General features: G+C 70.1%; 31 protein-coding genes. 19 read left to right on the plus strand and 12 right to left on the minus strand.

Features of this window, described 5'->3' with window-relative positions:
• Positions 1–296: 296 nt before the first annotated feature.
• Entirely contained in the window at positions 297–1,208 is a 912-nt protein-coding gene (locus JYG37_RS08145) for a LysR family transcriptional regulator (RefSeq protein ID WP_213346001.1), read from the minus strand.
• A 161-nt stretch (positions 1,209–1,369) separates the two neighbouring features.
• Between JYG37_RS08145 and JYG37_RS08150 the strand changes: the two genes are divergently transcribed.
• Positions 1,370–2,290: a pyridoxal-phosphate dependent enzyme gene (locus JYG37_RS08150; RefSeq protein WP_213346002.1), complete on the plus strand. Its 921-nt coding sequence runs from the start codon at positions 1,370–1,372 to the stop codon at positions 2,288–2,290.
• A gap of 251 nt (positions 2,291–2,541) precedes the next feature.
• Here JYG37_RS08150 and JYG37_RS08155 read toward each other — a convergent pair whose 3' ends face one another.
• Together JYG37_RS08155 and JYG37_RS08160 are read right to left on the minus strand one after the other, a co-directional pair.
• Positions 2,542–3,735, minus strand: coding sequence for a DUF2242 domain-containing protein (locus JYG37_RS08155; RefSeq protein WP_089488629.1), 1,194 nt, complete (start codon positions 3,733–3,735; stop codon positions 2,542–2,544).
• Positions 3,736–3,850: 115 nt separating this feature from the next.
• Positions 3,851–4,744 carry a LysR family transcriptional regulator gene (locus tag JYG37_RS08160; RefSeq protein WP_213346003.1) on the minus strand — a complete coding sequence of 298 codons (894 nt, stop codon included), beginning with the start codon at positions 4,742–4,744 and terminating at the stop codon, positions 3,851–3,853.
• Between the two features lie 110 nt (positions 4,745–4,854).
• Here JYG37_RS08160 and JYG37_RS08165 point away from each other — a divergent pair, with 110 nt between their 5' ends.
• Both JYG37_RS08165 and JYG37_RS08170 read left to right on the plus strand, forming a co-directional pair.
• A complete protein-coding gene (locus tag JYG37_RS08165; RefSeq protein WP_213346004.1) occupies positions 4,855–5,610 on the plus strand; it encodes a TerC family protein in 756 nt (251 codons plus the stop codon).
• Positions 5,611–5,700: 90 nt separating this feature from the next.
• The gene (locus tag JYG37_RS08170) at positions 5,701–6,003 is read left to right on the plus strand and encodes a TFIIB-type zinc ribbon-containing protein (RefSeq protein ID WP_124557382.1); all 303 of its coding nucleotides are present in this window, start codon (positions 5,701–5,703) and stop codon (positions 6,001–6,003) included.
• Between the two features lie 112 nt (positions 6,004–6,115).
• Here JYG37_RS08170 and JYG37_RS08175 read toward each other — a convergent pair whose 3' ends face one another.
• Both JYG37_RS08175 and JYG37_RS08180 read right to left on the minus strand, forming a co-directional pair.
• Positions 6,116–6,526, minus strand: a complete 411-nt coding sequence (locus JYG37_RS08175; RefSeq protein ID WP_089488313.1) for an Hsp20/alpha crystallin family protein — start codon at positions 6,524–6,526, stop codon at positions 6,116–6,118.
• A gap of 16 nt (positions 6,527–6,542) precedes the next feature.
• Positions 6,543–6,983: an Hsp20/alpha crystallin family protein gene (locus JYG37_RS08180; protein ID WP_050015166.1), complete on the minus strand. Its 441-nt coding sequence runs from the start codon at positions 6,981–6,983 to the stop codon at positions 6,543–6,545.
• A 247-nt stretch (positions 6,984–7,230) separates the two neighbouring features.
• Here JYG37_RS08180 and JYG37_RS08185 point away from each other — a divergent pair, with 247 nt between their 5' ends.
• Complete coding sequence (locus JYG37_RS08185) at positions 7,231–8,148, plus strand: 3-hydroxyacyl-CoA dehydrogenase NAD-binding domain-containing protein (protein ID WP_124629997.1); 918 nt, start codon at positions 7,231–7,233, stop codon at positions 8,146–8,148.
• A gap of 37 nt (positions 8,149–8,185) precedes the next feature.
• Here the strand turns inward: JYG37_RS08185 and JYG37_RS08190 are convergent, their stop codons facing one another.
• Together JYG37_RS08190 and JYG37_RS08195 are read right to left on the minus strand one after the other, a co-directional pair.
• Positions 8,186–8,470 carry a DUF4148 domain-containing protein gene (locus tag JYG37_RS08190; protein WP_050015169.1) on the minus strand — a complete coding sequence of 95 codons (285 nt, stop codon included), beginning with the start codon at positions 8,468–8,470 and terminating at the stop codon, positions 8,186–8,188.
• A 171-nt stretch (positions 8,471–8,641) separates the two neighbouring features.
• Positions 8,642–9,490, minus strand: a complete 849-nt coding sequence (locus JYG37_RS08195; protein ID WP_012328224.1) for a LysR substrate-binding domain-containing protein — start codon at positions 9,488–9,490, stop codon at positions 8,642–8,644.
• A 330-nt stretch (positions 9,491–9,820) separates the two neighbouring features.
• Between JYG37_RS08195 and madL the strand changes: the two genes are divergently transcribed.
• The 11 genes from madL to JYG37_RS08250 all read left to right on the plus strand — a co-directional run bounded on the left by madL (position 9,821) and on the right by JYG37_RS08250 (position 18,583).
• Positions 9,821–10,216 (plus strand): malonate transporter subunit MadL, encoded by a 396-nt coding sequence (madL, locus tag JYG37_RS08200; protein WP_006485307.1) that lies wholly within the window; start codon positions 9,821–9,823, stop codon positions 10,214–10,216.
• Positions 10,217–10,227: 11 nt separating this feature from the next.
• A complete protein-coding gene (gene madM, locus JYG37_RS08205; RefSeq protein ID WP_027808885.1) occupies positions 10,228–10,995 on the plus strand; it encodes a malonate transporter subunit MadM in 768 nt (255 codons plus the stop codon).
• A 131-nt stretch (positions 10,996–11,126) separates the two neighbouring features.
• Positions 11,127–12,773: a malonate decarboxylase subunit alpha gene (mdcA, locus tag JYG37_RS08210; protein ID WP_050015171.1), complete on the plus strand. Its 1,647-nt coding sequence runs from the start codon at positions 11,127–11,129 to the stop codon at positions 12,771–12,773.
• A gap of 10 nt (positions 12,774–12,783) precedes the next feature.
• Positions 12,784–13,098 carry a malonate decarboxylase acyl carrier protein gene (mdcC, locus tag JYG37_RS08215; RefSeq protein ID WP_006485317.1) on the plus strand — a complete coding sequence of 105 codons (315 nt, stop codon included), beginning with the start codon at positions 12,784–12,786 and terminating at the stop codon, positions 13,096–13,098.
• On the plus strand, positions 13,095–14,030 hold the full coding sequence (locus JYG37_RS08220) for a biotin-independent malonate decarboxylase subunit beta (RefSeq protein WP_213346005.1): 936 nt from the start codon (positions 13,095–13,097) through the stop codon (positions 14,028–14,030). The genes mdcC and JYG37_RS08220 overlap by 4 nt, the downstream gene beginning before the upstream one ends.
• Positions 14,017–14,724, plus strand: a complete 708-nt coding sequence (gene mdcE, locus JYG37_RS08225; RefSeq protein ID WP_213346006.1) for a biotin-independent malonate decarboxylase subunit gamma — start codon at positions 14,017–14,019, stop codon at positions 14,722–14,724. The genes JYG37_RS08220 and mdcE overlap by 14 nt, the downstream gene beginning before the upstream one ends.
• A complete protein-coding gene (gene mdcG, locus JYG37_RS08230) occupies positions 14,711–15,379 on the plus strand; it encodes a malonate decarboxylase holo-[acyl-carrier-protein] synthase (protein ID WP_050015240.1) in 669 nt (222 codons plus the stop codon). The genes mdcE and mdcG overlap by 14 nt, the downstream gene beginning before the upstream one ends.
• Positions 15,376–16,242, plus strand: coding sequence for a triphosphoribosyl-dephospho-CoA synthase MdcB (mdcB, locus tag JYG37_RS08235; protein WP_176016668.1), 867 nt, complete (start codon positions 15,376–15,378; stop codon positions 16,240–16,242). The genes mdcG and mdcB overlap by 4 nt, the downstream gene beginning before the upstream one ends.
• Positions 16,239–17,171, plus strand: coding sequence for an acyltransferase domain-containing protein (locus JYG37_RS08240; RefSeq protein WP_124639050.1), 933 nt, complete (start codon positions 16,239–16,241; stop codon positions 17,169–17,171). Before mdcB ends, JYG37_RS08240 begins: the two co-directional genes overlap by 4 nt.
• A 117-nt stretch (positions 17,172–17,288) precedes the next feature.
• Positions 17,289–17,810, plus strand: a complete 522-nt coding sequence (locus JYG37_RS08245; RefSeq protein ID WP_050015179.1) for a phospholipase D-like domain-containing protein — start codon at positions 17,289–17,291, stop codon at positions 17,808–17,810.
• A 125-nt stretch (positions 17,811–17,935) separates the two neighbouring features.
• A complete protein-coding gene (locus tag JYG37_RS08250; protein WP_213346007.1) occupies positions 17,936–18,583 on the plus strand; it encodes a phosphoribosyltransferase in 648 nt (215 codons plus the stop codon).
• A 7-nt stretch (positions 18,584–18,590) separates the two neighbouring features.
• Here JYG37_RS08250 and JYG37_RS08255 read toward each other — a convergent pair whose 3' ends face one another.
• A complete protein-coding gene (locus JYG37_RS08255; protein ID WP_050015183.1) occupies positions 18,591–19,808 on the minus strand; it encodes a polyhydroxyalkanoate depolymerase in 1,218 nt (405 codons plus the stop codon).
• A 166-nt stretch (positions 19,809–19,974) separates the two neighbouring features.
• On the opposite strand from JYG37_RS08255, the gene JYG37_RS08260 reads away from it, so the two are divergent.
• On the plus strand, positions 19,975–20,604 hold the full coding sequence (locus tag JYG37_RS08260) for a glutathione S-transferase family protein (protein WP_213346008.1): 630 nt from the start codon (positions 19,975–19,977) through the stop codon (positions 20,602–20,604).
• Positions 20,605–20,785: 181 nt separating this feature from the next.
• Positions 20,786–20,983, plus strand: a complete 198-nt coding sequence (locus JYG37_RS08265; protein ID WP_050015242.1) for a hypothetical protein — start codon at positions 20,786–20,788, stop codon at positions 20,981–20,983.
• Positions 20,984–21,090: 107 nt separating this feature from the next.
• Here the strand turns inward: JYG37_RS08265 and proP are convergent, their stop codons facing one another.
• Positions 21,091–22,581 carry a glycine betaine/L-proline transporter ProP gene (gene proP, locus JYG37_RS08270; protein WP_050015187.1) on the minus strand — a complete coding sequence of 497 codons (1,491 nt, stop codon included), beginning with the start codon at positions 22,579–22,581 and terminating at the stop codon, positions 21,091–21,093.
• 538 nt (positions 22,582–23,119) lie between these two features.
• Between proP and JYG37_RS08275 the strand changes: the two genes are divergently transcribed.
• On the plus strand, positions 23,120–23,452 hold the full coding sequence (locus tag JYG37_RS08275) for a YnfA family protein (RefSeq protein WP_050015244.1): 333 nt from the start codon (positions 23,120–23,122) through the stop codon (positions 23,450–23,452).
• Between the two features lie 27 nt (positions 23,453–23,479).
• Here JYG37_RS08275 and dnaQ read toward each other — a convergent pair whose 3' ends face one another.
• The 3 genes from dnaQ to JYG37_RS08290 are packed head-to-tail and all read right to left on the minus strand — an operon-like array spanning position 23,480 to position 25,507.
• The gene (dnaQ, locus tag JYG37_RS08280) at positions 23,480–24,214 is read right to left on the minus strand and encodes a DNA polymerase III subunit epsilon (RefSeq protein WP_050015188.1); all 735 of its coding nucleotides are present in this window, start codon (positions 24,212–24,214) and stop codon (positions 23,480–23,482) included.
• 40 nt (positions 24,215–24,254) lie between these two features.
• Positions 24,255–24,698 carry a ribonuclease HI gene (rnhA, locus tag JYG37_RS08285; protein WP_050015189.1) on the minus strand — a complete coding sequence of 148 codons (444 nt, stop codon included), beginning with the start codon at positions 24,696–24,698 and terminating at the stop codon, positions 24,255–24,257.
• Positions 24,695–25,507: a class I SAM-dependent methyltransferase gene (locus tag JYG37_RS08290; RefSeq protein ID WP_050015191.1), complete on the minus strand. Its 813-nt coding sequence runs from the start codon at positions 25,505–25,507 to the stop codon at positions 24,695–24,697. Before JYG37_RS08290 ends, rnhA begins: the two co-directional genes overlap by 4 nt.
• Before the next feature lie 18 nt (positions 25,508–25,525).
• On the opposite strand from JYG37_RS08290, the gene gloB reads away from it, so the two are divergent.
• Entirely contained in the window at positions 25,526–26,347 is an 822-nt protein-coding gene (gloB, locus tag JYG37_RS08295) for a hydroxyacylglutathione hydrolase (RefSeq protein ID WP_124557394.1), read from the plus strand.
• Positions 26,348–26,488: the final 141 nt, after the last annotated feature.

Below are 26,488 nucleotides of genomic sequence, written 5' to 3' on the forward strand. Positions count from 1 at the left end.
GGCGGAAACGCATCCTCTCTTTGGCACGAGGAATTGGATGCGCGGGCAGTATATTTCGGGCCAGGACGATTCGAATCGGCGTTAAACGGCCGTTTTGGGTGTCAATTTGAAAATAGCGGCGTCGTGACGCCGTCCGTCGGCGTTCTGAAAGATTTTTCGGTGGCACGGCGGCGTCGTTCAGTGCTCAAAAACAGCGAAAACGGCGAAAACGGCGAGATCGCGGAGGGCGATTCCGTCCAGCGGCCGGCGCTGCAAGTTGCATCGCCCGATCGCGCGGCGAGGCATCCGGCGTACGTTCAGCCCGGTTCGCCGGCCGCGTCGCGGACCGCCGCGAGAAACCGCGCGACGACGGGCGACGGGGCCGCCGCCGCACCGTCGAACACGAACTCGATGTCGAAGCGGCTCGCGAGCGCGTCGAGCGCGACGAGCCGGACCGTGCGCGGGCAGGTCGGCGACGCGCTTTCCGGCACGAACGCGCAGCCCATGCCGGCCGCGACGAGGCCGATCAGCGTCGGGATGTCGCTGCCGACCTGCGCGATGCGCGGCGTGAAGCCGGCCTGCTCGCACTGCGTCATCAGGAACCGGTGGTGCGCGGCGGAGCGCTGCGCATCGAACCAGACGAACGGCTCGTTCGCGACGTCGGCCAGCGTGCGCGGCGCGACGAAGCGGCCGCCCGGCGGCGCGGGCATCGCGAGCACGAAGCGGTCGCTCAGCAGCCGCACGCCCGTCAGGTGCGGCGCTTCCTCGCGACGCCACGCCATGATCCCGGCGTCGAGCTGGCCGCGCATCAGCGCGCTCGCCTGTTCGGCCGACAGCATCGGCGCGATCGACAGTTTCACGTCCGGGCACGCATCGCGAAACGCCTTGAGGACGTTCGCGACCACCGGCAGCGGCAGGCAGTTCGGCAGCGCGCCGAGCCGCAGTTCGCCGAGCTGGCCGGCCGCGCTGCGCAGCGCGCGCTCGCGGCTGTCCTGCAGCATCGCGAGCAGGCCGGTCGCATCGTGCAGGAAGCTCGTGCCGGCCGCCGTGAGCGTGACGCCCGTCGCGCGACGACTCAGCAGCGGCGTGCCGATCGCGTCCTCGAGTTCGCGGATCTGTCGCGACAGCGCGGGTTGGACGATGCCGGCCGCACGGGCGCCGGCCATCACGCTGCCGGCCTGGGCGACGGCGACGAAGTAGCGCAGGTGACGCAGTTCGATCTGGCGCATGCGGTGTGGGGTCTGATGTGTGGATATGCCTGTGAAGCATAGCAAACGCCATTCGATGGTATTGGAAAGCATGGCAGGCCTGCCGTACGATGACCGTCATTGCCGAATGCGCGTCGTTGCGCGTCGTGTGCGTTTCCTCCGTCCTCATTGCGTTCCGTCCCATGCCGCTTCATATCCCGACTCCTTATATCCGCTCGCCGATCGCATCCCGCCGGCTCGGCACGACCATCCGGCTGAAGCTCGAGGCGCTGCAGCCGTCGGGTTCGTTCAAGCTGCGCGGCATCGGCGCCGTCTGCGAGGCGCGGCACGCCGCCGGCGCACGGCGATTCGTGTCGTCGTCGGGCGGCAACGCGGGCATCGCGGTCGCGTACTGCGGCCGCGAGCTCGGCGTGCCAGTGCGCGTCGTCGTGCCGGAAAGCACGTCGGTGCGGGCGCGCGAGTTGATCCGCGTCGAAGGCGCGGAACTCGTCGTGCACGGCGCGAGCTGGGCCGAGGCGAACGCGTTCGCGCAGTCGGCGCTCGACGCACACGACGCGTTCGTGCATCCGTTCGACGATCGCGTGCTGTGGCAGGGCCACGCGACGATGATCGACGAGATGGCGGCGGCCGGCCCGAAGCCCGACGCGGTTGTGCTTGCTGTGGGCGGCGGCGGTCTGCTGTGCGGCGTGCTGGAAGGGCTGGCGCGCAACGGCTGGCACGACGTGCCGGTCGTCGCGGCCGAGACGGAAGGCGCCGACTGCTATGCGCGCTCGATCGCGCAGGGGCGTCCGGTCGAACTGGCGGCCATCTCGAGCATCGCGACGACGCTCGGCGCGAAGCGGCCGTGCGACGCGGCGGTCGAATGGGCGACACGCCACGCGATCCATCCGGTCGTCGTGTCCGACGCCGACGCGGTGGCGGCGTCGCTGCGGTTTCTCGACGAACACAGGATCGTCGTCGAGCCCGCGTGCGGCGCGGCGCTGGCCGCGCTGGAGCGGCCGGTGCCGGTGCTCGCGTCGGCCGCGGACATCGCCGTGATCGTCTGCGGCGGGGTGGCCACGACCGCCGAGGATCTGCAGACGCTGCGCGCGACGTTGCGGTAGGCGAGTGCGCGGGTGAGCAGCGCACTCGCGAGACGGCGGATTGCTTGCGATTGTCGCGCGCGGTGACGGCGGGTCTGGCGCGTGCATGGCGAACCGCCACGCGTCGACGTTGCCTTACCGTCAATCCCGCGCGACCATGCGCGGTCGGCGCACGGCCGGATGGGCGGAAACGACTTCAGGAACGTTGCGGAAGGGGGGCGAGTCGTCGCGCCGCGCCGCATGCGGCCGGGCGCGACGATACGGGAGCGCGATCAATTCGCGATGGGTGCGCTCGCGCCGGACGGCGTGGACGATGCGACGGGGTTGGCGGTAGCCGGCGCAGGCGATGCGCTTGACGGCGCCGATGCCGATGCGGGCGTGGATGCCGCTGACGAAGGCGCGGCCGAGGACGACGACGGCGTAGCGGTGGCCGCGGCTGTTGCCGGCTCCGACAGAGCCAGGGGCGGGGAAACCGGCGCGGCCGTCGAACCGGAGGTCGACGAAGGTGCCGGCGCGGTTGCCGGACCGGAAACCGGCTTAGGCGCCGAAGCTGGCGCAGCAGACGAAGCGGGAGCGGGAGCCGGGGTCGATGCAGGCGCCGGGCCGGCAGCCGAAGCCGGCGCAGGCGCAGGCGCAGAAGCGGCCGCGGGTGCCGCCCCCGAGGCCGGCACCGGCCCGGACGCCGCCGTCGGCGCCGCGGCGCGCATCGCAGCCGGCGCCGCGATGGCCGATGCCGCGGCCGGCACGGCATTCGCGCCCGACCCCGGCGCGACACCCGTCGCCGACAGCGGCACCGGCGCCGCGGGCGGCGTCGGCACGACCGGCGTCGTCATCTTCATCGGTTCGCCCTGCGGCGTCGGCGCGGGCTCGGGCAGCGGCGCGACGGGCTCCTTCTCCGCGGCCTTCACGGTCGCGCGGTCGCGGCGCGCCGGGTCGATCTTCAGGAAATGGTCGACGAGCGTGAAGAAGCGTTCATAGAACACGCCGGCGGGAATCGTCTCGCTCGCGGTCTTGACGAGCGCGTCGTCGCTCGACCCGATCGGCAGCGACAGCGAGCCGAACACGCTCAAGCCCACGCTGGCCGACGTATTCGATTTCTTCAGCGTATAGCGGTCCTGCACCGCGTTCACGTACGCGATGCTCGACGCGCCGTCCGCCGTCGCGTCCGCGCACACGACGTGAAACTCGATCACGACGTGCATGTCGTTGCTCGGCTGGAAATTCTTGCTGCCGTCGACCGCGTCGTTGCGCGACGACGACACCACGTAGCCCTGGCTCAGCAGCGCGCGCCGGGCGGCCTCGCAGGCCGCGTCGGATTTCGAGTGGAACGTATGCGCATACGGGCTGCTGGTCGCGTCGAACTGTTCCTGCTGGTAGATCGGCTTGGGCGGCGACGAGCATGCCGCCAGCACGGCCGCGGCCGCGAGCGCGCACGAAACGGAAAACAGGCGAAATCGGTTGTGCATGGCGTCTTTCAGAAGGCTCGGCGAGAGGCGGCGCAAGGGGAGTGCCCGGATTGATGCGGCGCACATCTCGTATGGCCGGGGCGACATTATAGTTTCGTTTGGTGTCGCGCTCGCTTCAGTCGGCCGGCGCGCCGCGCGCCGCGGCCAGCAATTGCGCCGTCAGCGGATGATGTTCGCCGCGCCGGGAGCGGATCGCGTGGATCTCCTCGGTCACGTCGCCCGCGCGCCCGAGCCGCCTGAGCCCGCGCAGCAGCGACGCATCGTTCGCGCCGAGTTCGCTCAGCGGAAACACGCCGAGGCCGCGCGCCGCGAACACGGCCATCAGCGCGCTGTCCTCGAACTCGCCGGCCACGCGCGGCACGATCCGCGCGCTTTCCAGCCACAGGCCGAGACGCGCGCGCAATGCCGAATGCGCAGTCGGCAGCAGCACCGGCAGCTCGGCCAGGCAGTGCGGAAAGCGCTGCCGCGCGGCCGGCGTGACGAGCGCCGCGGGCCCGTACCAGTCGACCGGCGACGCGACGAGCCGCTCGCTCGTCACGCGCAGGTTCGACCCGGACGGCGCACCCTGGCCGGCCAGCACGAGATCCAGCTGATGCAGCGCGAGTTCCGCGAGCAGCGCGTCGTGCTCGCCTTCGTGGCACAGCAGCCGCAGCGTGGGCGTGTCGAGCACCGGGGCCAGGATTGCGTGCGCGGCGAGCTTGGAGATGCCGTCCGCGAGGCCGACCGCGAGCCGCACGGTCGGCTGGCTGGCCGCCGCGCGCACGTCGTCGGGGATCAGCCGGCCCATCTCGAAGATGATTTCCGCGCGCGCAAAGGCGGCCTGCCCGGCGTCGGTCATCGCGACGCCGCGCCCGGCCGGGCGCAGCAACTGGTGGCCGAGCGCTTTCTCCAGCTCGCGCACCTGCGCGCTGATCGTCTGCACGGCCATGTCCAGCCGGCCGGCCGCGCGCGCGAAGCCGCCTTCCTTCACGACGACCCAGAAATAGTACAGATGGCGAAAATTCAGCATCGGTGCGCGATATATCGAAAAAACCGAACTCAAAGTCAGATTCTCTCTGATTTTTCCGAAGTACGGGGCGGCATATCATCGGGCTTTCCACTTTCGTATCGGCCCATCCCATGGAATACCTGCTGACGCTTGCCACCGACCCCGCCGTCTGGGCCGCGCTCCTGACGCTCGTCGTGATGGAAGTCGTGCTCGGCATCGACAACCTGATCTTCATCTCCATCCTCAGCAACAAGCTGCCCGAAGCGCAGCGCGCCCGCACGCAGCGCCTCGGCATCGCGCTCGCGCTGGTGATGCGCCTCGCGCTGCTCGGTAGCGTCGCGTGGATCGCGAGCCTGACCGAACCCGTGTTCACGCTGTTCGATCATGCGTTTTCGTGGCGCGACATGATCCTGCTGTCGGGCGGCCTGTTCCTCGTGTGGAAGGCGACCACCGAGATCCATCACCACGTGTCGCACGACGGTGACGGCGCGGGCGGCGCCGCCGGCGCGGCCGGCCTGACGATGTGGGCCGCGATCGGCCAGATCGTGATGCTCGACATCGTGTTCTCGATCGACAGCATCGTGACCGCGATCGGCATGACCGAGCACGTTCCGATCATGTTCGTCGCCGTGATCGTCGCCGTGAGCGTGATGCTGTTCGCCGCGCAGCCGCTCGCGCGTTTCATCGACCGCAACCCGACGATCGTGATGCTCGCGCTGTCGTTCCTGGTCGTGATCGGCATGACGCTGATCGCCGAAGGGTTCGGTTCGCACGTGCCGAAGGGGTACATCTATGCGGCGATGGCGTTCTCGGCGTTCGTCGAGGGCATGAACATGCTGGCGCGGCGCGCGAAGGCGAAGCGTGCGGCGCACGTGGCGCGCGACTGAGCCGGCGCGCGGGATGCCGGCCGCCGCGGCGGCCGGTTCGCGCGCCTCGTACGGAATCCGGATGAAATTCGCACGGAAAGGAGAAACGCGATGAAATGTCCTGTCTGCAAGACGCCCGACCTGCTGATGGCCGAGCGCCAGTCGATCGAGATCGACTACTGTCCGACCTGCCGCGGCGTGTGGCTCGATCGCGGCGAGCTCGACAAGCTGATCGCACGCGAGACCGGCGACGCGCCGGCCCGCCGCGACGCCGCGCCGGCGCAGCACGACGCGCACGCGCCGCGCGAGCGCGACGACGGTTGGGGCCGCGACGGCCGCTCGCACGACGATCGATACCGGCACGACGGCCGGCGCCGCAAGAAGTCGGTGTTCGACCTGTTCGATTTCGATTGAATCTGAAGTCCGTGCGTTTGAGCGCGCACGGCCCGATGCAAAAAAGCCCCGCCCGGCATCACGCCGAAGCGGGGCATTTTCATGCGTGTCGCGTCAGCACACGCGTCGACCCTTACGCATTGCCGGCCGTCACGTCGATGCGGCGCGGGCGCGTTTCCTCGCGGCGCGGGATCGTCAGCGTCAGCACGCCGTCGCGCAGGTTCGCGTCGATCCGCGACGTGTCGAGATCGGCGCTCAGCACGAACGACCGTGCATAGCGCGTCGCGCGCACTTCCGCGTGTCGCACGCGCAGATCGGCCGGCGTGTCGAGTTGCGTCGCGGCTTCGATCGTCAGCGTCGTGTCGTGCACCTTCACGTCGAGGTTCTCGCGCGGCACGCCGGGCAGGTCGGCCCGCAGCGTGACGCCGCGCGCGTCCTCGACGATGTCGACGGACGGGGTGATCGCGGGCCGGCGCGCGGCTTCGGCGGCGGCAGCGTGAACGGTGCTCGGGTGGCGTTCGGCCAGGGTCGGGTTCGTGTTCATGTCGGTATCCTGAAGATTACTGAATGGTGATCGCACGCGGCTTCGATGCTTCGCGCCGACCGACGCGAATCAGCAGGCAGCCGTTCTCGTAGCGGGCGCTGACCTGCTCGGGGGCCGCGTCGCGCGGCAGTTCGACCACGCGGCGGAACGCGCCGTGAAAGCGCTCCTGCGCATACGTGCGCACGTCGTCGCCTTCGGTGCGCGGCGCCGGTTTGCGCTCGCCGCTGATCGTCAGCAGGTCCTTGTCGATCGACACGTCGAAGTCGGCCGCGGCCATGCCGGGTGCGAACGCGACGATCTCGATCGCATCGTCGGTGGCGCCGACGTTGAGCGCGGGAAACGCGCCGGCGCGCCCCGCACGGATGCCGGACGGCCGTTCGCCGAGCAGGCTCGCCATCTGCCGCTGCACGCGGGCGAATTCGTCGAACAAGTCGTAGCCGTGATGGATACCGCTCATGTTGGTCCTCCTGAACAGGGAACGCGGGAGACGTGACGGCGCGACGCCTGCGGCGGGCGCGACGGGTGGCTCCACGGGGTCGATAACGGGGGCGGTGCGTTGCATGCGGCACTGCCCGACGACGCTTAATTAGTGGCCGCCGCCGCGCATTTCAAGAGGGAATTTGCAATCGGCGTCGACGCGTGCGCAGGGGATTCGATGCGACAATCGCCGCGACATATCCGCAGACCAACCACACGGGACAACCATGGACATTCGACGTATCGCGATCGTCGGCGCCGGCGTGATCGGCGCGAGCTGGGCCGCTTTCTACCTGACGCAAGGCTTCGACGTCGTCGCGACCGACCCGGCGCCGCAAGCCGACGCGCGGCTGCGCGACGCGCTCGCCGCCTTCCTCGGCGAGCGGGCCGCCGAACTTTCCGCGCGGCTGTCGTTCGACGCCGATCTCGTGCGCGCGCTGGACGGCGTCGACTTCGTGCAGGAGAACGGCCCCGAGCGGCTCGACCTGAAGCGCGCGCTTTACCGCCAGATGGACGACGTGCTGCCCGCGCACGTGCCGATCGCGTCGAGCTCGTCGGGCCTGAAGATGTCCGAGATCCAGACCGCGTGCGCGAAGCATCCGGAGCGCTGCCTGATCGCGCATCCGTTCAATCCGCCGCACCTGATTCCGCTCGTCGAGCTGGTCGGCGGCGACGCGACCGGCCAGGACGTGATCGCGCGCGTGAAGCAGTTCTACGATGCGCTCGGCAAGCAGACGATCGTGCTGAACAAGGAGATGACCGGCCACGTCGCCAACCGGCTCGCGGCCGCGCTGTTCCGCGAGGTGTATCACCTCGTCGGCGAAGGCGTCGTGAGCGTCGCCGATGCGGACAAGGCCGTCGCGTGGGGCCCCGGCCTGCGCTGGGGACTAATGGGGCAGTGTCTGACCTATCACCTTGGCGGCGGCGCGGGCGGGATCGCGCATTTCCTCGAACACCTGTCGGGGCCGATCACGAGCTGGTGGGACGACCTCGGCACGCCGTCGTTCGATCCGGAAGTCGATCGCAAGCTGACCGACGAGCTGCGCACGATCCAGGGCGAGCGCTCGATGCAGGAACTGGCGGCGGAGCGCGACCGGTTGCTCGTCGAGCTGATCGACGCGCGGCGCCGCAGCTTCCTGCCCTGATCCTCATCCGGTCGCGCCAGCGCAGTGGCGGCGCCGGTCATTGCTGCGACATCGCCTGGCTGGCGGGCGGCGTGTGAGCCAGCCACGTGGGGCTCACGGCCTGCACGAGTTCGCGGTTGCGCGCACGGGTCGCGGCGTTCGGCGGGTAGTTGCCGTCGTTGGTCGGCAGTTCGCCGTCGAGATAGGCCTGCTTGAGCTGGTCGATGACTTCCGCGCGTGTCAGGCCTTGTTGTGCGGGGGCCGACGCGTCGGTCTGGGCAAAGGCGGGGGACAGCAAGGCGGCTGCAGTGGTCGCGACGGCGAATCGCAGGACGTTCTTCATGGCGGGCTCCGATCAAGGGGACGGGGTGCCGGACGCGCGCGGCGATGCGCGGTGCGTTCGGATGGGGCCCATTGTCGCGAGCGGGTGCTGCGCGGACGATGACGCGTTCCGGGCAAAGCTGTCAGGTGCCGCTGGATGCGACCGCGCCCGCGTGCGGTGCCCGCCGTGCCGTTACAACTCGGCCGCCGCCGTGATCAGCGTGGCTTCGAGCGCGAGCGTCGAGCGCGACGCGGCCGCCGGGCGATCGATCACGTATTCGAGTTCGCCGAGTTCCGGCAGCCCCGCATCGAGCCGCGCGAGCCCGGCCGGGATCACGTAGCCGGCGAACGCGCTGACGCCGAGCCCCGCGCTCGCGGCCGCCCGCAGCACCGCGATGCTGCTGCTCACGACGGCGATCCGGTACGGCCGCCCGACGGCCTCGAGCGATTCGAGCACGCGGCGGCGCGACACGCTCGGCTCCGGATGCATCGCGAGCGGCAGCACGGCCTCGTGGCCGGTGATCCGCGAATCGGGGCCGGTGCACCAGTACAGCGGTTCGCTGCGGATCACGCGGCCGCGCCGGCTGCCGGCGATGCGCTTCGCGAACACGAGATCGTGCCGGCCCTCGTCGAGCGCGTCGAACAGGTCGCCCGACAGCCCGGTCGAGATCGCGAGCTCGACGTCCGGGTTGCGCTGCACGAAGCTCGCGAGCGCGGCCGTCAGGTGCGCCGACGCGAAATCCTCCGACATTGCGAGCCGCACCTTGCCCGACAGCGGCGGCCCGCAGACCGACGTGACGGCCTCGTCCATCAGTTCGAGGATGCGCACCGCGTAGCGGAACAGCGCGTCGCCGTGCTGCGACAGGTGCACGTTGCGCGTGTCGCGCTCGAACAGCGGCCGGTCGAGCAGCTCCTCGAGCCGGCGGATATGCTGGCTGACAGTCGACTGCGACAGGTTCACGCGCTCGGACGCGGCGGTGAAGCTGCCGGACTGGGCGACGGCGACGAAGCTGCGCAGCAATTCGGGCGGTAACGGACGCATTGCTAAATCCACTGAATCGGTTTCGACAACTTCATAAATGGCCGGATTTTGCGGCGCTAGTATCGGATCACGCGCCAGTGCGGCCTCCGCAAACGAGGGGCATCGGACGCGTAGCCCGTGTCGCGCCGCCGGCTGCACCAATCAGTCTAAGCCATCCGGCGTCCGGCCCGAACCCGCATCATCCCATCGACCCCCGAGAACGCGCTCGCACGACGAGCCGCCGGGCCGCGGCGCCCCGCCGCAGGAGACAGACAGTCCGCCCGGGATCGGCGTGCGGGCCTGGCTCCCGCACGCGTCAGGCGCCCGTCACGAAGAGACTGGAGACGACTCATGATCATCTACGGAACCGCGCTGCTGGCGTTCTGCCACCTGGCCGGACTGTTCCTCGGCGACCTGCTCGGCAGCGCGATCGGCGTGAAAACCAACGTCGGCGGCGTCGGCATCGCGATGCTGCTGCTGATCTGCCTGCGCCTGTGGCTGCACCGGCGAGGCTGGCTGCCGAAGGAGACCGAGGCGGGCGTCGGTTTCTGGGGCGCGATGTACATCCCGGTCGTCGTCGCGATGGCCGCGAACCAGAACGTCGTCGCCGCGCTGAAGGGCGGGCCGGTCGCGCTGCTGGCCGCGGTCGGCGCGGTCGCGATCTGCGCATGCTGCATCGCGGTACTCGCGCGCACGGGCCGCGACGACACGGCCTTCGCGGGCGTGCCGCAATTCGAAGAACAATAACGGAGGCCGCCATGCTGCAGATGCTCGAAAAAACCGTCGCCCACAACGGGCTCGTCGCGTCGTTCGCGCTGGTCGGCCTGATCATGTGGCTGTCTTCGATCGCGTCGCGCAAGCTCACGTTCGGCCGCGTGCACGGCTCGGCGATCGCGATCGTGATCGGCCTCGTGCTCGCCTACGTCGGCGGCGCGTTCACCGGTGGCGAGAAGGGGCTGGCCGACGTCAAGCTGTTCGCCGGCATCGGCCTGATGGGCGGCGCGATGCTGCGCGATTTCGCGATCGTCGCGACCGCGTTCGAAGTGCAGCCGACCGAGGCGCGCAAGGCCGGGCTCGTCGGCGTCGTGTCGCTGCTGCTCGGCACCGTGCTGCCGTTCATCGTCGGCGCGTGCGTCGCGCGCGCGTTCGGCTATACCGATGCGGTCAGCATGACGACGATCGGGGCGGGCGCCGTCACCTACATCGTCGGGCCCGTCACGGGCGCGGCGATCGGTGCGAGCTCCGACGTGATCGCGCTCAGCATCGCGACGGGGCTCGTGAAGGCGATCATCGTGATGGTCGGCACGCCGGTCGCGGCCAACTTCATGGGACTGAAGACGCCGCGCTCGGCGATGATCTTCGGCGGGCTCGCGGGCACCGTCAGCGGCGTGAGCGCGGGCCTTGCCGCGACCGACCGCCGGCTCGTGCCGTACGGCGCGCTGGTCGCGACGTTCCATACCGGCGTCGGCTGCCTGCTCGGGCCGTCGCTGCTGTTCTTCACGACGCGCGCGCTGGTCGGCGCGTAGGGCGATGCGACGCGGCCCGCGCGCGGGCCGCATCCATCGCGGCGTCCTCTGAGTCGCATTCTGCAACATCATCAATCGGCAGCGGCGCCAGGCTTAGAATGCCGCTGAACCCTCGAAGCGGAGAACTGTTCATGACCGGATGGAATCACGCGCGGCAGGCGCGCGATGCACGCGTCGCGGCCGGCGCGGCGTACGCGCAGGGCAAGCGGGTCGACGCGCGCGACACCGTCGCGTTGCTCGAAGCGGTGCTGCGGCCCGGCGACCGCGTGTGCCTCGAAGGCGACAACCAGAAGCAGGCCGATCTGCTCGCCACCGCGCTCGCCGACGTCGACAGCGCGAAGCTCCACGACCTGCACATGGTGCAGTCGGGCGTCGTGCTGCCCGAGCACCTCGACGTGTTCGAGCGCGGCATCGCGACGCGTCTCGACTTCGCGTATTCGGGCCCGCAGTCGCAGCGCATCGCGAAGCTGCTGTTCGGCGGCAAGATCGCGCTCGGCGCGGTGCATACCTATCTCGAACTGTTCGCCCGCTACTTCATCGACCTCACGCCGCAGGTCGCGCTGATCGCGGCCGTGAGCGCCGACGCCGACGGCAACCTGTACACGGGCCCGAACACCGAGGACACGCCGACCGTCGTCGAAGCCACCGCGTTCAAGGACGGCATCGTGATCGCGCAGGTCGACCGCATCGTCGACAAGGTGCCGCGCGTCGACATCCCGGGCGATCGCGTGCATTTCGTCGTCGAGGCCGGCCGGCCGTTCTACGTCGAGCCGCTGTTCACGCGCGATCCGGCCGCGATCACCGAGACGCAGATCCTGACCGCGATGCTCGCGATCAAGGGCATCTACGAGCCGTATGGGATCAAGCGCCTGAACCACGGGATCGGCTTCAACACGGCCGCGATCGAGCTCCTGCTACCCACCTACGGCGCGAAGCTCGGGCTGAAGGGCAAGGTCTGCACGCACTGGGCGCTCAATCCGCATCCGACGCTGATTCCCGCGATCGAATCGGGCTGGGTCGAGCAGATCCACTGCTTCGGCTCCGAAGTCGGGATGGACGACTACATCCGCGCGCGCTCCGACGTATGGTTCACGGGCCCCGACGGGTCGCTGCGCTCGAACCGCGCGTTCTGCCAGACGGCCGGGCTCTATGCGTGCGACATGTTCATCGGCTCGACGCTGCAGATCGACCTGTCCGGCCATTCGTCGACGGTGACCGCCGAGCGGATCGCCGGTTTCGGCGGCGCGCCGAACATGGGCAGCGACGCGCGCGGCCGGCGCCATCCGAGCGAACCGTGGTTGAAGGCGGGCGCGGAGGCCGATCCCGATACGCCGGCGGCGCTGCGGCGCGGGCGCAAGCTGGTCGTGCAGATCGGCGAGACGTTCGGCGACAAGAACGTGCCGATGTTCGTCGAGAAGCTCGATGCGCTGAAGCTCGCGGACAAGCTGCAGCTCGACCTCGCGCCGATCATGGTCTACGGCGACGACGTCACGCACATCGTCACCGAGGAGGGCATCGCGAACCTGCTGATGTGCCGCGACAAGGACGAACGCGAGCACGCGATCCGCGGCGTGGCCGGCTATACGGACGTCGGCCGCGGCCGCGACCGGAAGATGGTGGAGCGGCTGCGCGAGCGCGGCGTGATCCGCCGCCCGGAGGATCTCGGCATCGATCCGCTCGACGCCGACCGCCGCTGGCTCGCCGCGCGGTCGATCAAGGATCTCGTGCACTGGTCGGGCGGGCTTTATGCGCCGCCGGCCCGGTTCCGCAACTGGTGAGGAAGAGGGCATGGAACAGTTGAACTATCGCTTCACCGCGCGCGAACGCGCGAAGGGCGAGCAGGCCGCGGCGCTCGTCGGCGTGGTCGCGTCCGGCAATCTCGAGGTGCTCGTCGAGCGCGTGCTGCCGGGCAACGAATGCGAGATCGACATCCGCACCGCGGCCGTCGGGTTCGGCGCGGTGTGGCAGGCGGTCGTGTCGGATTTCGTCGAACGGCGCACGCCGGGCGGCCTGAAGCTGTCGATCAACGACGGCGGCGCGCGACCCGACATGGTGTCGCTGCGGCTCGCGCAGGCCGTGCGCGCGATCGAGGGAGATGCATGATGAGCGACGTGATCCACGACGCACCGGCGTTCGTCGCGAATGCGGCGAGCTGGTACGAAGCATCGGCGCGGCAGCGCATCGACGGGCTGCTCGACGCGGGCAGTTTCAGCGAATTCCTCGGGCCGGCCGAGCGCATGACGAGCCCGCACTTGCCGCTGTTCGGCCTGCCGCAGCAGTTCGACGACGGGATGGTGGTCGGCCACGGCCGGCTCGACGGCCGGCCGGTGTTCGTCGCCGCTCAGGAAGGCCGCTTCATGGGCGGCGCGTTCGGCGAAGTGCACGGCGCGAAGCTCACCGGGCTGCTGCGCGCCGCGCGCGAAGTCGGCAAGCCGGTGCTGATCCTGTTCGATACGGGCGGCGTGCGGCTGCAGGAAGCGAACGCGGGCGAGCTCGCGATCGCCGAGATCATGCGTGCGCTCGTCGAAGCGCGTGCGGCCGGCGTGCCGGTGATCGGGCTGATCGGCGGCCGCGCGGGCTGCTATGGCGGCGGCGGGTTGCTCGCCGCGTGCTGTTCGGCGCTCGCGGTGTCGGAGCAGGGGCGCATCAGCGTGTCGGGCCCCGAAGTGATCGAGACCAATCGCGGCGTCGAGGAATTCGACTCGAAGGATCGCGCGCTGATCTGGCGCACGATGGGCGGCAAGCACCGGCGGCTGATCGGCGGCGCCGATCGGTACGTGGTCGATACGCCGGACGCGTTTCGCACGGCGGCGCTCGAGCTGATCGGTCGCGCGCCGACGTTCGATGCGGCGATGCTGCACGCGGAACAGGCGCGTCTCGAAGCGCGGGTCGAACGGTTCGGCGGCTGCAACGATGCGCTCGACGTGTGGCGCGCGCTCGGGGCCACCGAGCCGGAAGCGATCCCCGGCATGCCCGACGAAGCATTCGCGAAGCTCGCCGACCAGTTACAGGAGCCGCAGCATGACGCTCGATGAAGTACTGACCTCGCTGTTCCCCAACGGCCATTCGATCGCGCGCAATGGCGGCCTGCTGACGGGCCACGCGGAACTGGCCGGCACGCGCGTCGACGTGATCGGCGTTGCTGACCGCTTGCCGTTCGGCATCGACGAGGCGCTGACGCTCGCGTCGCGCGTGCTCGACGCGGTCGCGCGCGGCGGCGACACGCCGATCGTCGTGCTGGTCGACAGCGACAGCCAGCGGATGAGCAAGCGCGACGAACTGCTCGGCCTGAACGAAGGACTGTCGCATCTCGCGAAGTGCCTGATGCACGCGGATCTCGCCGGACACCGGACGATCGGCGTGCTGTACGGCCACACGGCCGCGGGCGCGTTCATCGCGACCGCGCTCGCGACCCGCACGCTGCTCGCGGTGCCGGGTGCCGAGCCGGAGGTGATGGACCTGCCGTCGATGTCGCGCGTGACCAAGCTGCCGATCGACGTGCTGAAGGAGATGGCGCGTTCGACCCCGGTGTTCGCGCCGGGGCTCGACAACCTCGTGAAGATGGGCGCCGTCGACGCCGTGCTCGATCCGTCCCGCGCGCTCGACGCGCAGGTCGGCGAATGGCTCGGCAAGCCGGCCGAGCGCGTCGACCGGCGCGCGGCGCGCGGCCGGCCGGTCGCGACCGACGTCGCCGCCCGCGTCGAGGCCCTTGCGCGTGCCGCACGCTGAGCTGCCGCTGCGCCGCCACACGCTCGTCACGCTGACGGCGGGCGGGTGGGGCGCGGCCTTTGCCCACGACCCCGCGCTCGCGGGCGATCCGCTCGTGCGCGCATGGGCCGAACGCGGCTGGCCGCTGATCGTGCGTCGCGCGTCGCCGGATGAAGCCGATGCCGGCCGCGTGCCGCTCGGCCTGCCGCTGCCGCCGCCGGCGGGCAAGCGGCGCATCGCGCTGAACGTGGCCGCCCACGCGCTCGCGACGGTCGGCCCGCTGCCGGCGTTGGCGGACGTACGCTCCGGAGCGCCCGCCGCGTGGCATGCGCCGCTGCGCGAGCTCGATGCGCTCGGCGCGCGCTGCGGCGTGCAGGGCCGCGTGTTCGGCAGCCTCGCCTGGCAGGCGCTGACCGGCGAGCCGTACCTGAGCGCATCGTCCGATCTCGACATCGTGTTCCCGCTGCCGGACGCCGCGTCGCTCGCGCCGTTGCTCGACGGTCTCGCGACGATCGATGCGCGCGCGCCAATGCGCATCGACGGCGAACTGCTGCGCGACGACGGCGCGGGCGCCAACTGGCGCGAACTGCACGCGCGGTTGCCCGAAGTCGCGGTGAAGACCGCGACTACCGTCGAATTGATGCGCGCCGATGCGTTCATCGGGGGCACGCAATGAACGCCGCGGCTGCCTGCCGCGTCGCGGCGCCGTCCGAGGCCGAGCGCATCGCCGCGCTGGCCGAGCGCAGCCTCGTGCTCGAGATCGACACCTACCCGAAGCCGGGCCTCGTCAGTCACGTCGACACCGGCAGTCACGCGGACATGGATGCCGCGACGTTCACGCGCAGCGCCGTCGTGCTGCGGCCGTACTTCGCGGAACTCGCCGACGCGGGCGCCCGCGACGCCGACATGGCCGTGCTGCGCAAGATCGGCCTGCGTGCCGAGCACGCGATGCTCGCCGCGACCGGCGGCGTCAATACGCATCGTGGTGCGATCTTCGGGCTCGGGCTGCTGTGCGCGGCCGCCGGCCGGCGCACGATACCGGGCGCGCTGCCGGCCGGGACGACGCTCGGTGCGTTCGTGTCGTGCCGCTGGGGCGTCGAGATCCTCGGCGGTCCACGTGTGCCGGACAGTCACGGCGAGCGCGCGAGCCGCCGCTACGGTGTCGGCGGCGCACGTCGCGAGGCGGCCGACGGCTTCCCGACCGTGTATGCGATCGGATTGCCCGCGCTGCGCCGCGCGCGGCGCGACCTGCCGGGCGACCCGGAAGCCGCGCGCGTCGCCGCGTGCTTCGCGCTGATCGCCGCGCTCGACGACACGAATCTGCTGCACCGGGGCGGGCAGGACGGCCTCGATTTCGCCCGCGCGACCGCCCGTGCGTTCGTCGCGCGCGGCGGCGTGCGGGCGCGCGACTGGCGGCTGCGCGCGGCGGCCGCGCATCGTGCGTTCGTCGCGCGCCGGCTGAGTCCGGGCGGCGCGGCCGACCTGCTCGCGATGAGCGTCTTCGTCGATGCGCTCGAAGCCGAAGGGCACGCGCGATGACGCTGGCCATCCTGTGTTCGGGGCAAGGCGCGCAGCGCGCCGACATGTTCGATCTGATCGGATCGGCGCCGCAGGCCGACGCACTGTTCGCGCATGCGGGCCGGCTGCTCGGCGACGATCCGCGCACGTGGGTCCGACAGGCCGGCCCCGACGCGCTGCAGGAAAACCGGGCCGCGCAGATCCTCTGCACGGTCCAGGCGCTCGCGGCCGCCGCGCTGCTCGACGCTGTGTGGCCACGCCGGCGCTGCGTCGCGGGCTACAGCGTCGGCGAGGTCGGCTCGTGGAGCGTCGCGGGAAGGATCGACCCGCACGATGCGCTCGACCTGGCCGATGCGCGTGCACGCGAGATGGATGCCGCGAGCGGCGGCGACGAGCGGATGGTGTTCGTGCGCGGCCTGACACGCGCGCAACTGGCGCAGTTCTGCGACGGTCGCGACGCGGCTATCGCGATCGCGAACCCCGGCGATGCGTTCGTGGTTGCGGGACGGCACGCCGACGTCGATGCCGTGGCCGACGACGCGGCGCGCGCCGGCGCGCTGCGTGTCGCGCCCGTCTGCGTGCGGATCGCGTCGCATACGCGTCGGCTGGCGGCGGCCGTGCCGGCCTTCCGCGCGACGCTGGCCGCGACGCGCGTGCGCCGGCCGTTGCCCGGCACCCGGCTGTTCTCGGGGATCGATGGCGCGTCCGTGCTCGATGTCGACACGGGCCTCGACAAGCTCGCGCGGCAGATCGCGGAGCCGGTCGAATGGGCGGCCTGTCTCGCCGCGTGCGTGGAGGCCGGCGCGACCGCGTTTCTCGAACTCGGCCCCGGGCGCGCGCTGGCCGAGATGGCCGGTGGCGCGTATCCCGCGTTGCCCGCGCGCAGCCTCGCGGATTTCCGTTCCGTCGACGGCGTGACGCGTTGGCTCGCGCGCGTCGCGGCCGGCTGATCGGCGGGGCGAAACCCGGCCCGAAACACAGCGGCCGGGCACCCGTTCCGCACTGTGTGTTGCGTCGGCGCAGCAGCGTCGCAGCCGCCTCTTGTCACGCGAATTGGCGTCGCTACAATGGCGCCCGCCATGAGACCAGCCGCCTTCCTCCTCGCCGCGTTCTGCTGCGCGACGAGCGTCCACGCCAGCCAGATTCCGTCCGACGCCGCATCGGTCGGCACGTACTTTTCGTATGACAACGCGGCGGCCGACGCGACCGTCGATCTGATCGAACAGGCGCAGCGCCGCGTGCTGCTGGCCGGCTATACGCAGGTGCCGCCGACGGTCGCGAGCGCGCTGCGGGCGGCGCGCGCGCGCGGGATCGAGGTGCGCGTCGTGCTCGTGCGTTCGCCGCGCGCGGGCAAGACCAGCGGCGCCGGCTATCTGAAGTCCGCAGGCATCGACGTCGCGATCGATTCGCGCCACGGCGGCCCCGCGTCGCGCTTCGCGATCGTCGACGACAGCGTCGCGCTGACGACGCTGTCCGACGGCGCGGCCGAGCACGCCGACACGGTGAACGTGTTCCGGCGCGCGCCCGAACTCGCGCAGTCCTACGCGCAGTCGTTCTGGCGGCTGTACCGGCAGGCCGCCGGCCTCTGACCCTTTCCCGCGGCGCGTCGCGCACCGGTATGACCCTGCTTGCATCGGCGCGACCGATGAACCATGCTCGTTGACAGGCGTCGGCGCGGGTTGCGCGCGCCCGGCGCAACGGCAGGGAGCCGATCGTGACCGAAAGCAGTTTTGCCGATCGCGCCGATGCCGGCCGCCAGCTGGCCGACGCGTTGCGCGAATACGCAGGGCGAACCGACGTCGTCGTGCTCGCGCTGCCGCGCGGCGGCGTGCCCGTCGCGTATCCGGTCGCGTGCGCACTGCGCGCGCCGCTCGACGTGCTGGTCGTGCGCAAGCTCGGCGTGCCGTTCGACCCCGAGCTCGCGATGGGCGCGATCGCGACGGGCGGCGCGACCCATCTGCAGCGTTCGGTGATCCGCGCGATGGACGTATCGGATGCGCAACTCGCCGACGTGATCGCGCGCGAGACGACCGAACTGCAACGCCGCGAGGCGCTGTATCGCGGCGCGGCGCCGCCGCTGGCGGTGGATGGACGCATCGCGATCGTCATCGACGACGGTGTCGCGACCGGCGCATCGATGCGCGTCGCGCTGCAGGCGCTGCGCGAGCGCCGTCCGGCGCGCATCGTCGCGGCGGTGCCGGTCGCGCCGGCGGGCGCGGCGCATGCGTTCGACGGCCTGGCCGACGTATTCGTCGCGGTGTCGCAGCCGGCGCGGCTTTTCGGGATCAGCCAGTTCTACGCGCGCTTCGAGCAGACGAGCGACGACGAGGTGCGCGCGCTGCTCGACGCGGCGCGCCCCTGACGCGTCGTCACGTCCGACGGTTCCGGCGCGGGCGCGGTCGGCCGGCTTCCGCCAGCGCGAACACGCGTTGCATCGCCGGATGGACGTTGCCGTGCCAGCGTGGCCCCGTAAACAGTCCGTAGTGATCGCAATCGTCGACGTCGACGCGATGGCGCGCGTCGGCCGAGAGGCCGCTGCACAGGCCGAGCGCCGCATGCGTCTGGCCGGCGCCCGTGACTGTGTCGCGGGCGCCTTCGACGGTCAGCAGCGCGACGTCGCGCAACGCGGCCGGTTCGACGCGCCGGCCACGCACGCGCCACGCGCCGGTCGCGAGCAGCATGCGCTGGAACACGACGTCGACCGTATCGAGAAAATAATCGGCCGGCATGTCGAGTAGCGCCGTGTATTCGCGCAGCGCTCGCCGTGCATCGGCGAGCCCGGCCATGTCGAAGCGGGAGGCGGCCAGCGCGTAGGTCTCGATCAGCGCCAGGAAGCGTTGCGGATACATCAGCGCGATCTCGCCCTGTTGCAGATAGGTCGGGAACACGCGGCGGCCATGCCCCGCGAAGCCGGGCGGCACGATATCGATCAGGTGGCGCCGGCACCAGTCGAGCGAATGGGCGGCCGCCGCGGCGCCGAGCGCGCTCGGGTTCAGCCGCGCATCGAGCGGGCCGCCGATCAGCGTGATGCTCGCGGGCGGAGCGAGGCCGCGCGCGGCCCGCAGCGCGAGTGCGCCGAGCGCGGGCACGGTCGCCTGGCACACGGCGACGACGTGCAGCGGCCGATCGTCGTGCTGGAGCGCGTCGACGAAGCCGTCGAGCATCGCGACGTATTCGTCGAGCCCGAAACGGCCTGCCGCGAGCGGCACGTCGCGCGCATTGCGCCAGTCGGTCACGCAAACGTCGCCATCGGCGAGCAGCGTTTCGGCGGTTTCCCGCATCATCACGGCCGCGTGCCCGACGAGCGGCGCGCACAGCAGCACGGTGCGGCGCGCGTCGGCGTGCGCGAAGCGCCGCAAGTCGCAAAACGGCGTGTGCGCGACCACCTGCTCGCCGACGTCGGGCCACGCGAGATCGAAGCCCGGCGGCGCGGCCTGCGGCCCGAGCAGCGGTTCGAACAGGTCGTCGTAGCACGACGACGCGGCATGCGGCAGCGACGCCGCGGGCCAGGCATCGAACGCGTACCGCGTCGCCGCGCGCCATGCGCGCATCCATTCCCGCTGCTGCTCGACGACGGCGTACCACATGGCGGACCCTGGGGCGGAAGGAGCGTGAATATTCATTATGGTCACTGTGGCCGCGCAGCGGGAGGCGGATGTGCGGGCGGCTGATCTGCATCACGCGCACGCTAGGCGCTGCCGCGCGACGCTGCTACAGTCGTCGGTCCCATTCCCTCGAAACGGAGCGTTTGCGATGAAACTGATCGGTATGCTGGATTCGCCGTTCGTGCGCCGGGTCGCCATTTCGGCGAAGCTGCTCGACCTGCCGTTCGAACACGAGTCGATCTCGGTATTCCGTCATGTCGAGCGGTTCAGGGCGCTCAACCCGGTCGTCAAGGCGCCGACGCTCGTGACCGACGGCGGCGCGACGCTGATCGATTCGTCGCTGATCGTCGACTATCTCGATCATCTCGCCGCGCCGGAGCGGCGCCTGCTGCCCGACGCCGTCGATGCCCGATTGCGCGCGCTGGTGCCGATCGGGTTCGCGCTGGCCGCCGCCGAGAAAACCGTGCAGTTCGTCTACGAGCAGGCACTGCGGCCGTCGGACAAGCAGCACGAACCGTGGATCGAACGCGTGCTGAGCCAGCTCGAAGGCGCATACGGCGCACTGGAGCCGCTGGTCGCGGCCACGAACGGCTGGTTCGGCGGCGCGCGGCTGCTGCAGTCGGACGTGACGGTCGCGGTGGCGTGGCGCTTCACGCAGTTCATGGCGGCCGACTACCCGGCGCTGGCGCGGATCGATCCGGCCCGTTATCCGGCGCTCGCCGCCCATTCCGCGCGGGCGGAAGCGCTGCCGGCCTTCGTCGATACGCCGCTCGCGTAGCTTTTGAAGCGGTTCGCCGGGCTGCCGCACGCCGCTGCCAGGCGCCGCTCGCCGTTGTCCGGCAAGCCGCTGCCGATTGTTCTCGGCCGCTGACAAGTGACTTCGCATTCGCGCTGTTTATCCGGACGCGACCGATCCCTAGAATCCACTCCATCAAATCACGCATTGCCAGATGGAGCCGATGATGAAAGCCCTGATTGAATCGAGCCTGTACCACCCGTCCGTCGTGTTGGCGCTTGCCGGGCTCACGCAGCTGATGGTCGAGCGCGATTTCAATCTCGGCCAGGTCGGGATGATCGTCGCGGCGCGCGGTGCGCAGGCAGCCGTGTCACGGTCGCGCGCGCTGATCTTCTGCCGTCACTGCGAAGCGCACGCATGAACGCGCACGCCGACTGAATGAAAAAAGCCCGGCCGGCGCAAGCCGGTCGGGCGGATCGGGTTCGATCGGGCCCCGGCTTCGGCCGGGGCTTTTTCATTGGGCGACGCTCACGCGCGGGCGGGCGTCGCGACGCCGTAGATGTCCGATTCGTCGTCGTCCTCGCGCAACTGGCGCGCGAGCTGGTGCGCTTCGCGGCGCGTCGCGACGGCCGGCGGCGAGCCCTTCAGCGGCTGGCGCGCGGTTTCGGCGAGCGCGACGACCGACACGATGCCGATCAGCGCGGCGCCCATCATGTAGTACGCGGGCATCATCAGGTTGTGCGTCACGTCGACGAGCCATGCGGTCACCAGCGGCGTCGTGCCGCCGAACAGCGACACCGACACGTTGAAGCCGATCGCGAGCGCGCCGTAACGGATCTCGGTCGGGAACAGCGCGGGCAGCGCCGACGGCATCACGCCGGTGAAGCACGACAGCAGCACGCCGAGGATCAGCAGGCCGCCGAACACCGATGCCGTGGTGCCCGTGTGGATCAGCATCAGCGACGGGATCGACAGCACCAGCAGGCCCACGCAGCCGGCGAGCATCACCGGCTTGCGGCCGACCTTGTCGGACAGGCGGCCGGCGTACAGCGTCATCGGCATCATCAGCACCATCACGAGCAGCACCAGCACGAGGCTGTGCGATTCGTCGAAGTGCAGCGTCGACGACATGAAGCTCGGCAGGTACGACAGCACCATGTAGTCGGTCACGTTGAAGATCAGCACGAGGCCGACGCACAGCAGCAGTGCACGCCAGTTGCGCAGCAGCGTCTCGCGGAAGCGCGTCTTCGGCACGGCCTTGTCCTGCGCTTCGCGCGCTTCGGCCTGGCGCTTGAACGCGGGCGTTTCCTCGAGCTTCATCCGGATGTACAGTCCGATCAGGCCGAGCGGCCCGGCGATCAGGAACGGCACGCGCCAGCCCCACGACAGCAGCGCGTCCTGCGACAGCGACGCGGTGAGCAGCGCGACGACGCCCGCGCCCAGCACATAGCCGATCAGCGTGCCGAACTCGAGGAAGCTGCCCATGAAGCCGCGACGCTTGTCGGTCGAGAATTCGGCGATGAAGGTCGCCGCGCCGCCGTATTCGCCGCCGGTCGAGAACCCTTGCACGAGGCGGGCGACGAGCAGCAGGATCGGCGCCATGATGCCGATCGACGCATAGCTCGGGATCAGGCCGATCGCGAAGGTGCCGACGGCCATCATGATCATCGTCGCGGCGAGCACGCGCTGGCGGCCGATGCGGTCGCCGAGCGGCCCGAACACCATGCCGCCGAGCGGACGCACGAGAAACGCGGCCGCGAACGTGCCGAAGGTCGCGAGCAACTGCGCGGACGGGCTGCTGGACGGGAAGAACACCTTGCCGAGCGTGACGGCGATATAGCTGTAGACGCCGAAATCGAACCATTCCATCGCATTGCCGATGGCCATCGCGCTGACGGCGCGCTTGAGCAGGCTCTGGTCGACGACGGTGATGTCGTCCGCGGCGAGCGGGGCTTCGCCGGACGGCGAAGCGGTGGAAGAGACAGCGGTCGGGCTGACGTGTGTTGCGGTCAAGGTCATGCACTCCTTTGACAGCGCCGGAACGGGCAGGGCCGTCCGACACGGTTTGCCGGCGAGCGCGGTGTCGTGTGCTGCGCGTCGGGGCAGACCTTTAAGCGCTTACTGCGCAGGGGGCAGCAAAGGGCCAAGGGGTTGCTTCGACGCGGGCCCGATGGGCCGTCGCGACAGTGCGCTCATGAAGAATGGGCCGCGTGATGCGAGCGGCAGATGCCGGTGCGGACGAGATGTCCGGTGTTCCGGCAACGCCCCGGAGGGGCAACGAAACGAGAAAAGCGGGCCTGTCGGGCGGGCTTTCCTGTGGATGCAATTTCGATCGAGGCACCGGCCCGCAGCGTGCGGACGGACTTCTCTCAAAATCGAAAAGACAGAGATTGAATGTTGAAACAGGCGACATGATAGCACGATGACGGACGATCGTGCAAATTGCGCGGAATCGCCCGCCTGGCGGGGCATTCGGCGCGGCCCGCTCGGGTATGATCGGCGGCGCGCGGCGCGGCCGATCGTCCGCCGCGACGGGGCTGAATTCGTGAGGAACCGGATGACCGAACTGATCAGGATCGCGGCGCTGTTCGCCGCTACCGCGCTGGCCGAAATCGTCGGCTGCTATCTGCCGTGGCTCGTGCTGAAGGCCGGGCGCCCGGCCTGGCTGCTGGTGCCGGCCGCGCTGTCGCTCGCGCTGTTCGCGTGGCTGCTGACGTTGCACCCGAGCGCGGCGGGGCGCACGTATGCCGCGTACGGCGGTGTGTACATCGCGGTGGCGCTGATCTGGCTGCGGGTGATCGACGGCGTCGCGCTGACCCGCTGGGACGTGGCCGGCGCGGTGCTCGCGCTCGGCGGGATGGCCGTCATCGCGCTGCAGCCGCGCGCATGAGCGCGGCCGCGACGCGGGCCGCGGGTATTACGCTGCTTCGGCGGTATCTGTCTCGGCGGACTGGCGCCACACGCAGGTGCCCTTGACCGACTTGTCGAGCTCGTCGAGCTGAGCCTGGTGCGCGGCCAGCTCGTCGTCGCTCGCGACCACCACGGCGAGGTCGAGTGCGGCGAGCGACACGCGCTGGCCGTTCGCCGCGCCGCCGCCGACGCCCGCGTCGTCGAGCATGTCGATCACGAGGCTGTCCTGGCCGCGCGTCATCGCGAGATACACCTCGGCGAGCAGCTCCGAGTCGAGCAGCGCGCCGTGCAGCGTGCGGTGCGCGTTGCTGATGCCGAAACGGTCGCACAGCGCGTCGAGCGAGTTGCGCTTGCCGGGGAACATCTGCTTGGCCTGCACCAGCGTGTCGATCACGCCGCCGCAATGCTCGGTGAACGGCGGCAGGCCGAGCCGTGCGAATTCGGCGTCGAGAAAGCCGAGGTCGAACGGCGCGTTGTGGATGATCAGCTCGGCGTCCTTCACGAAGTCGAGGATCTGATGGGCGACTTCCGCGAATTTCGGCTTGTCGCTCAAGAATTCGGTCGTGAGGCCGTGCACCGCCAGTGCGCCCGGATCGCTGTCGCGTTCGGGGTTCACGTAGAAGTGCAGGTTGTTGCCGGTGAGCCGCCGGTTCAGCAGCTCGACGCAGCCGATTTCGATGAGACGGTCGCCCGTGCGGGCGTTCAGGCCGGTGGTTTCGGTATCGAGAATGATCTGGCGCATGTCGGGAAAAGCAGGAAAAACGGGAGAGGGCGGCCGGTGTTCAGGCGGCCAGCGATTCGACGCCGCGGTTCGCGAGCGCGTCCGCGCGCTCGTTTTCGGGATGACCTGCATGGCCCTTGACCCAGCGCCATTCGATCTCGTGCTGCACGACGAGCGCGTCGAGCCGCTTCCACAGGTCGGCATTCTTCACCGGCGTCTTCGCCGCGGTGACCCAGCCTTTCTTCTTCCACCCGTGGATCCACTCGCTGATGCCCTTCTGCACGTATTGCGAGTCGGTATGCACGATCACCCGGCACGGCCGCTTCAGCGCTTCGAGCGCGGCGATCACGCCCATCAGCTCCATGCGGTTGTTGGTCGTGTTCGGCTCGCCGCCGAACAGTTCCTTTTCCTTGTCGCCGTAGCGCAGCAGCGCGCCCCAGCCGCCGGGGCCGGGGTTGCCCTTGCAGGCGCCGTCGGTATAGATGTCGATGGTGTCGATTGTCATGAACGTTCTTGGTGAGTGGTCGGGGAGGCCGCCGGCGTCAGGCCCGGTGCGAGCACGGGCTTCTTCATCTTGATCGGGCCGACGAGGCGCATGCCGCGCACGCGCTTGACGGCCGTCACCATGTAGACGGCGCCGAAGATCGGCCACCAGCGGTCGCCGGCGGCCTCCATGAAGCCGTAGCGGGCCAGCCACTGGTCGGTGGCGAGCGGCGGCCGGTAGCAGCCGAAGCGGCCGCGTTCGAGGTCGAAACCGAGCAGCTTGATCCAGTCCTTCAGCCGGATGAACGCGATCTGGTCGCGCGTGGCCGGCACGAACGGGCGGTTCGCCATGCGCCCGAACGACTGCCGCATGCCCCACAGGCTCAGCGAATTGAAGCCGGTGATCACGAGCTGGCCTTCCGGCATCAGCACGCGCTCGGCCTCGCGCAGCAGGCGGTGCGGGTCGGACGTGAATTCGAGCGTGTGCGGCATCACGATCAGGTCGACGCTCTGCGACTCGAACGGCAGGTCGAGCAGGTCGCACCAGGTCGTGCTGCGATCGGCGGGCGCATGGCCCGCCGTGTGCGCTTCGCGCGCCCACGGATACTGATACGGCGCGCTCGCGCCGCTCGCCGGGTCGAGCACGAGGCCGCGATACGGCATGCGGTTCTCCCGCAGCGCGTCGAGCTGCGGCAGGCCGAGCTGCAGCGCGTGGAAGCCGAAGACGTCGGACACGATCCGGTCGAGCTGCGCCTGTTCCCAGCCCAGCACGTAGCGGCCGGGCGGCGAGTCGGTCCAGGCGGGCCAGTCTATAATTTGTGGATCGGACATAACGATGATTGCGCGCCCATGAACGAGCTGGAATACGTGCCGGTTCCGGCATTCGAAGACAACTATATCTGGCTCGTCTCGGACGGCCGCGATGCGATCGCCGTCGATCCGGGTGAAGCCGCGCCCGTACGCCGGGTTCTTGCCGAACGCGGATGGCGGTTGACCGCTATTTTACTCACGCACCACCACGCCGACCACGTCGGCGGTGTCGACGCGCTGCGTAATAGCCAACCGGACGATGCTCCCCTCCCCGTTTACGGTCCCGCCGCCGAAGCGATCGGCGTGGTCACGCGGCCGCTGGCGGGCGGCGATCGCGTGACGCTCGACGCGCCGGCCGTCGCGTTCGACGTGCTCGACGTGCCGGGGCATACGCGCGGCCACATTGCGTATTTTCAGACGGCCGGTCAAGGCGCGGCCGGGCAGGGCAACGCGGAGCCGCACGTGTTCTGCGGCGACACGCTGTTCTCGTGCGGCTGCGGCCGCCTGTTCGAAGGCACGCCCGCGCAGATGCTCGCGTCGCTCGACGCGCTCGCGGCGCTGCCGGGCGACACGCGCGTGCATTGCGCACACGAATACACGCTGTCGAACATCCGCTTCGCGCTCGCGTGCGAGCCCGGCAATGCGGCGCTCGCCGCGTGGCGCGACGACGCGCAGGCGCTGCGTGCGCGCGGTGTGCCGACGCTGCCCACGACGATCGCGCACGAGCGCGCGGTCAACCCGTTCATGCGGGCCGACAGCGCGGCGATCCACGCGACGCTCGAGGCCGAGCTGCACGAAACGGTGACGGATCGTCTGGCCGCGTTCACGCTGATGCGCGAATGGAAAAACCGGTTCCGGTAACGTTTTTCGGAGGACTCCAAAGCTCAAGCGGTGTCTGTAAAAATTGCTCCAAATGTAGGATTTCGCTGAGTTTTCGGTGTTTTTATTGACGTGAAGCACGCACTTCCGTAGTATCGCCTGCAATTTCCAGCCGTCGGAAGC

Origin of the sequence: Burkholderia sp. LAS2, from assembly GCF_018417615.1 — a bacterium.
Lineage (GTDB): Bacteria > Pseudomonadota > Gammaproteobacteria > Burkholderiales > Burkholderiaceae > Burkholderia > Burkholderia sola.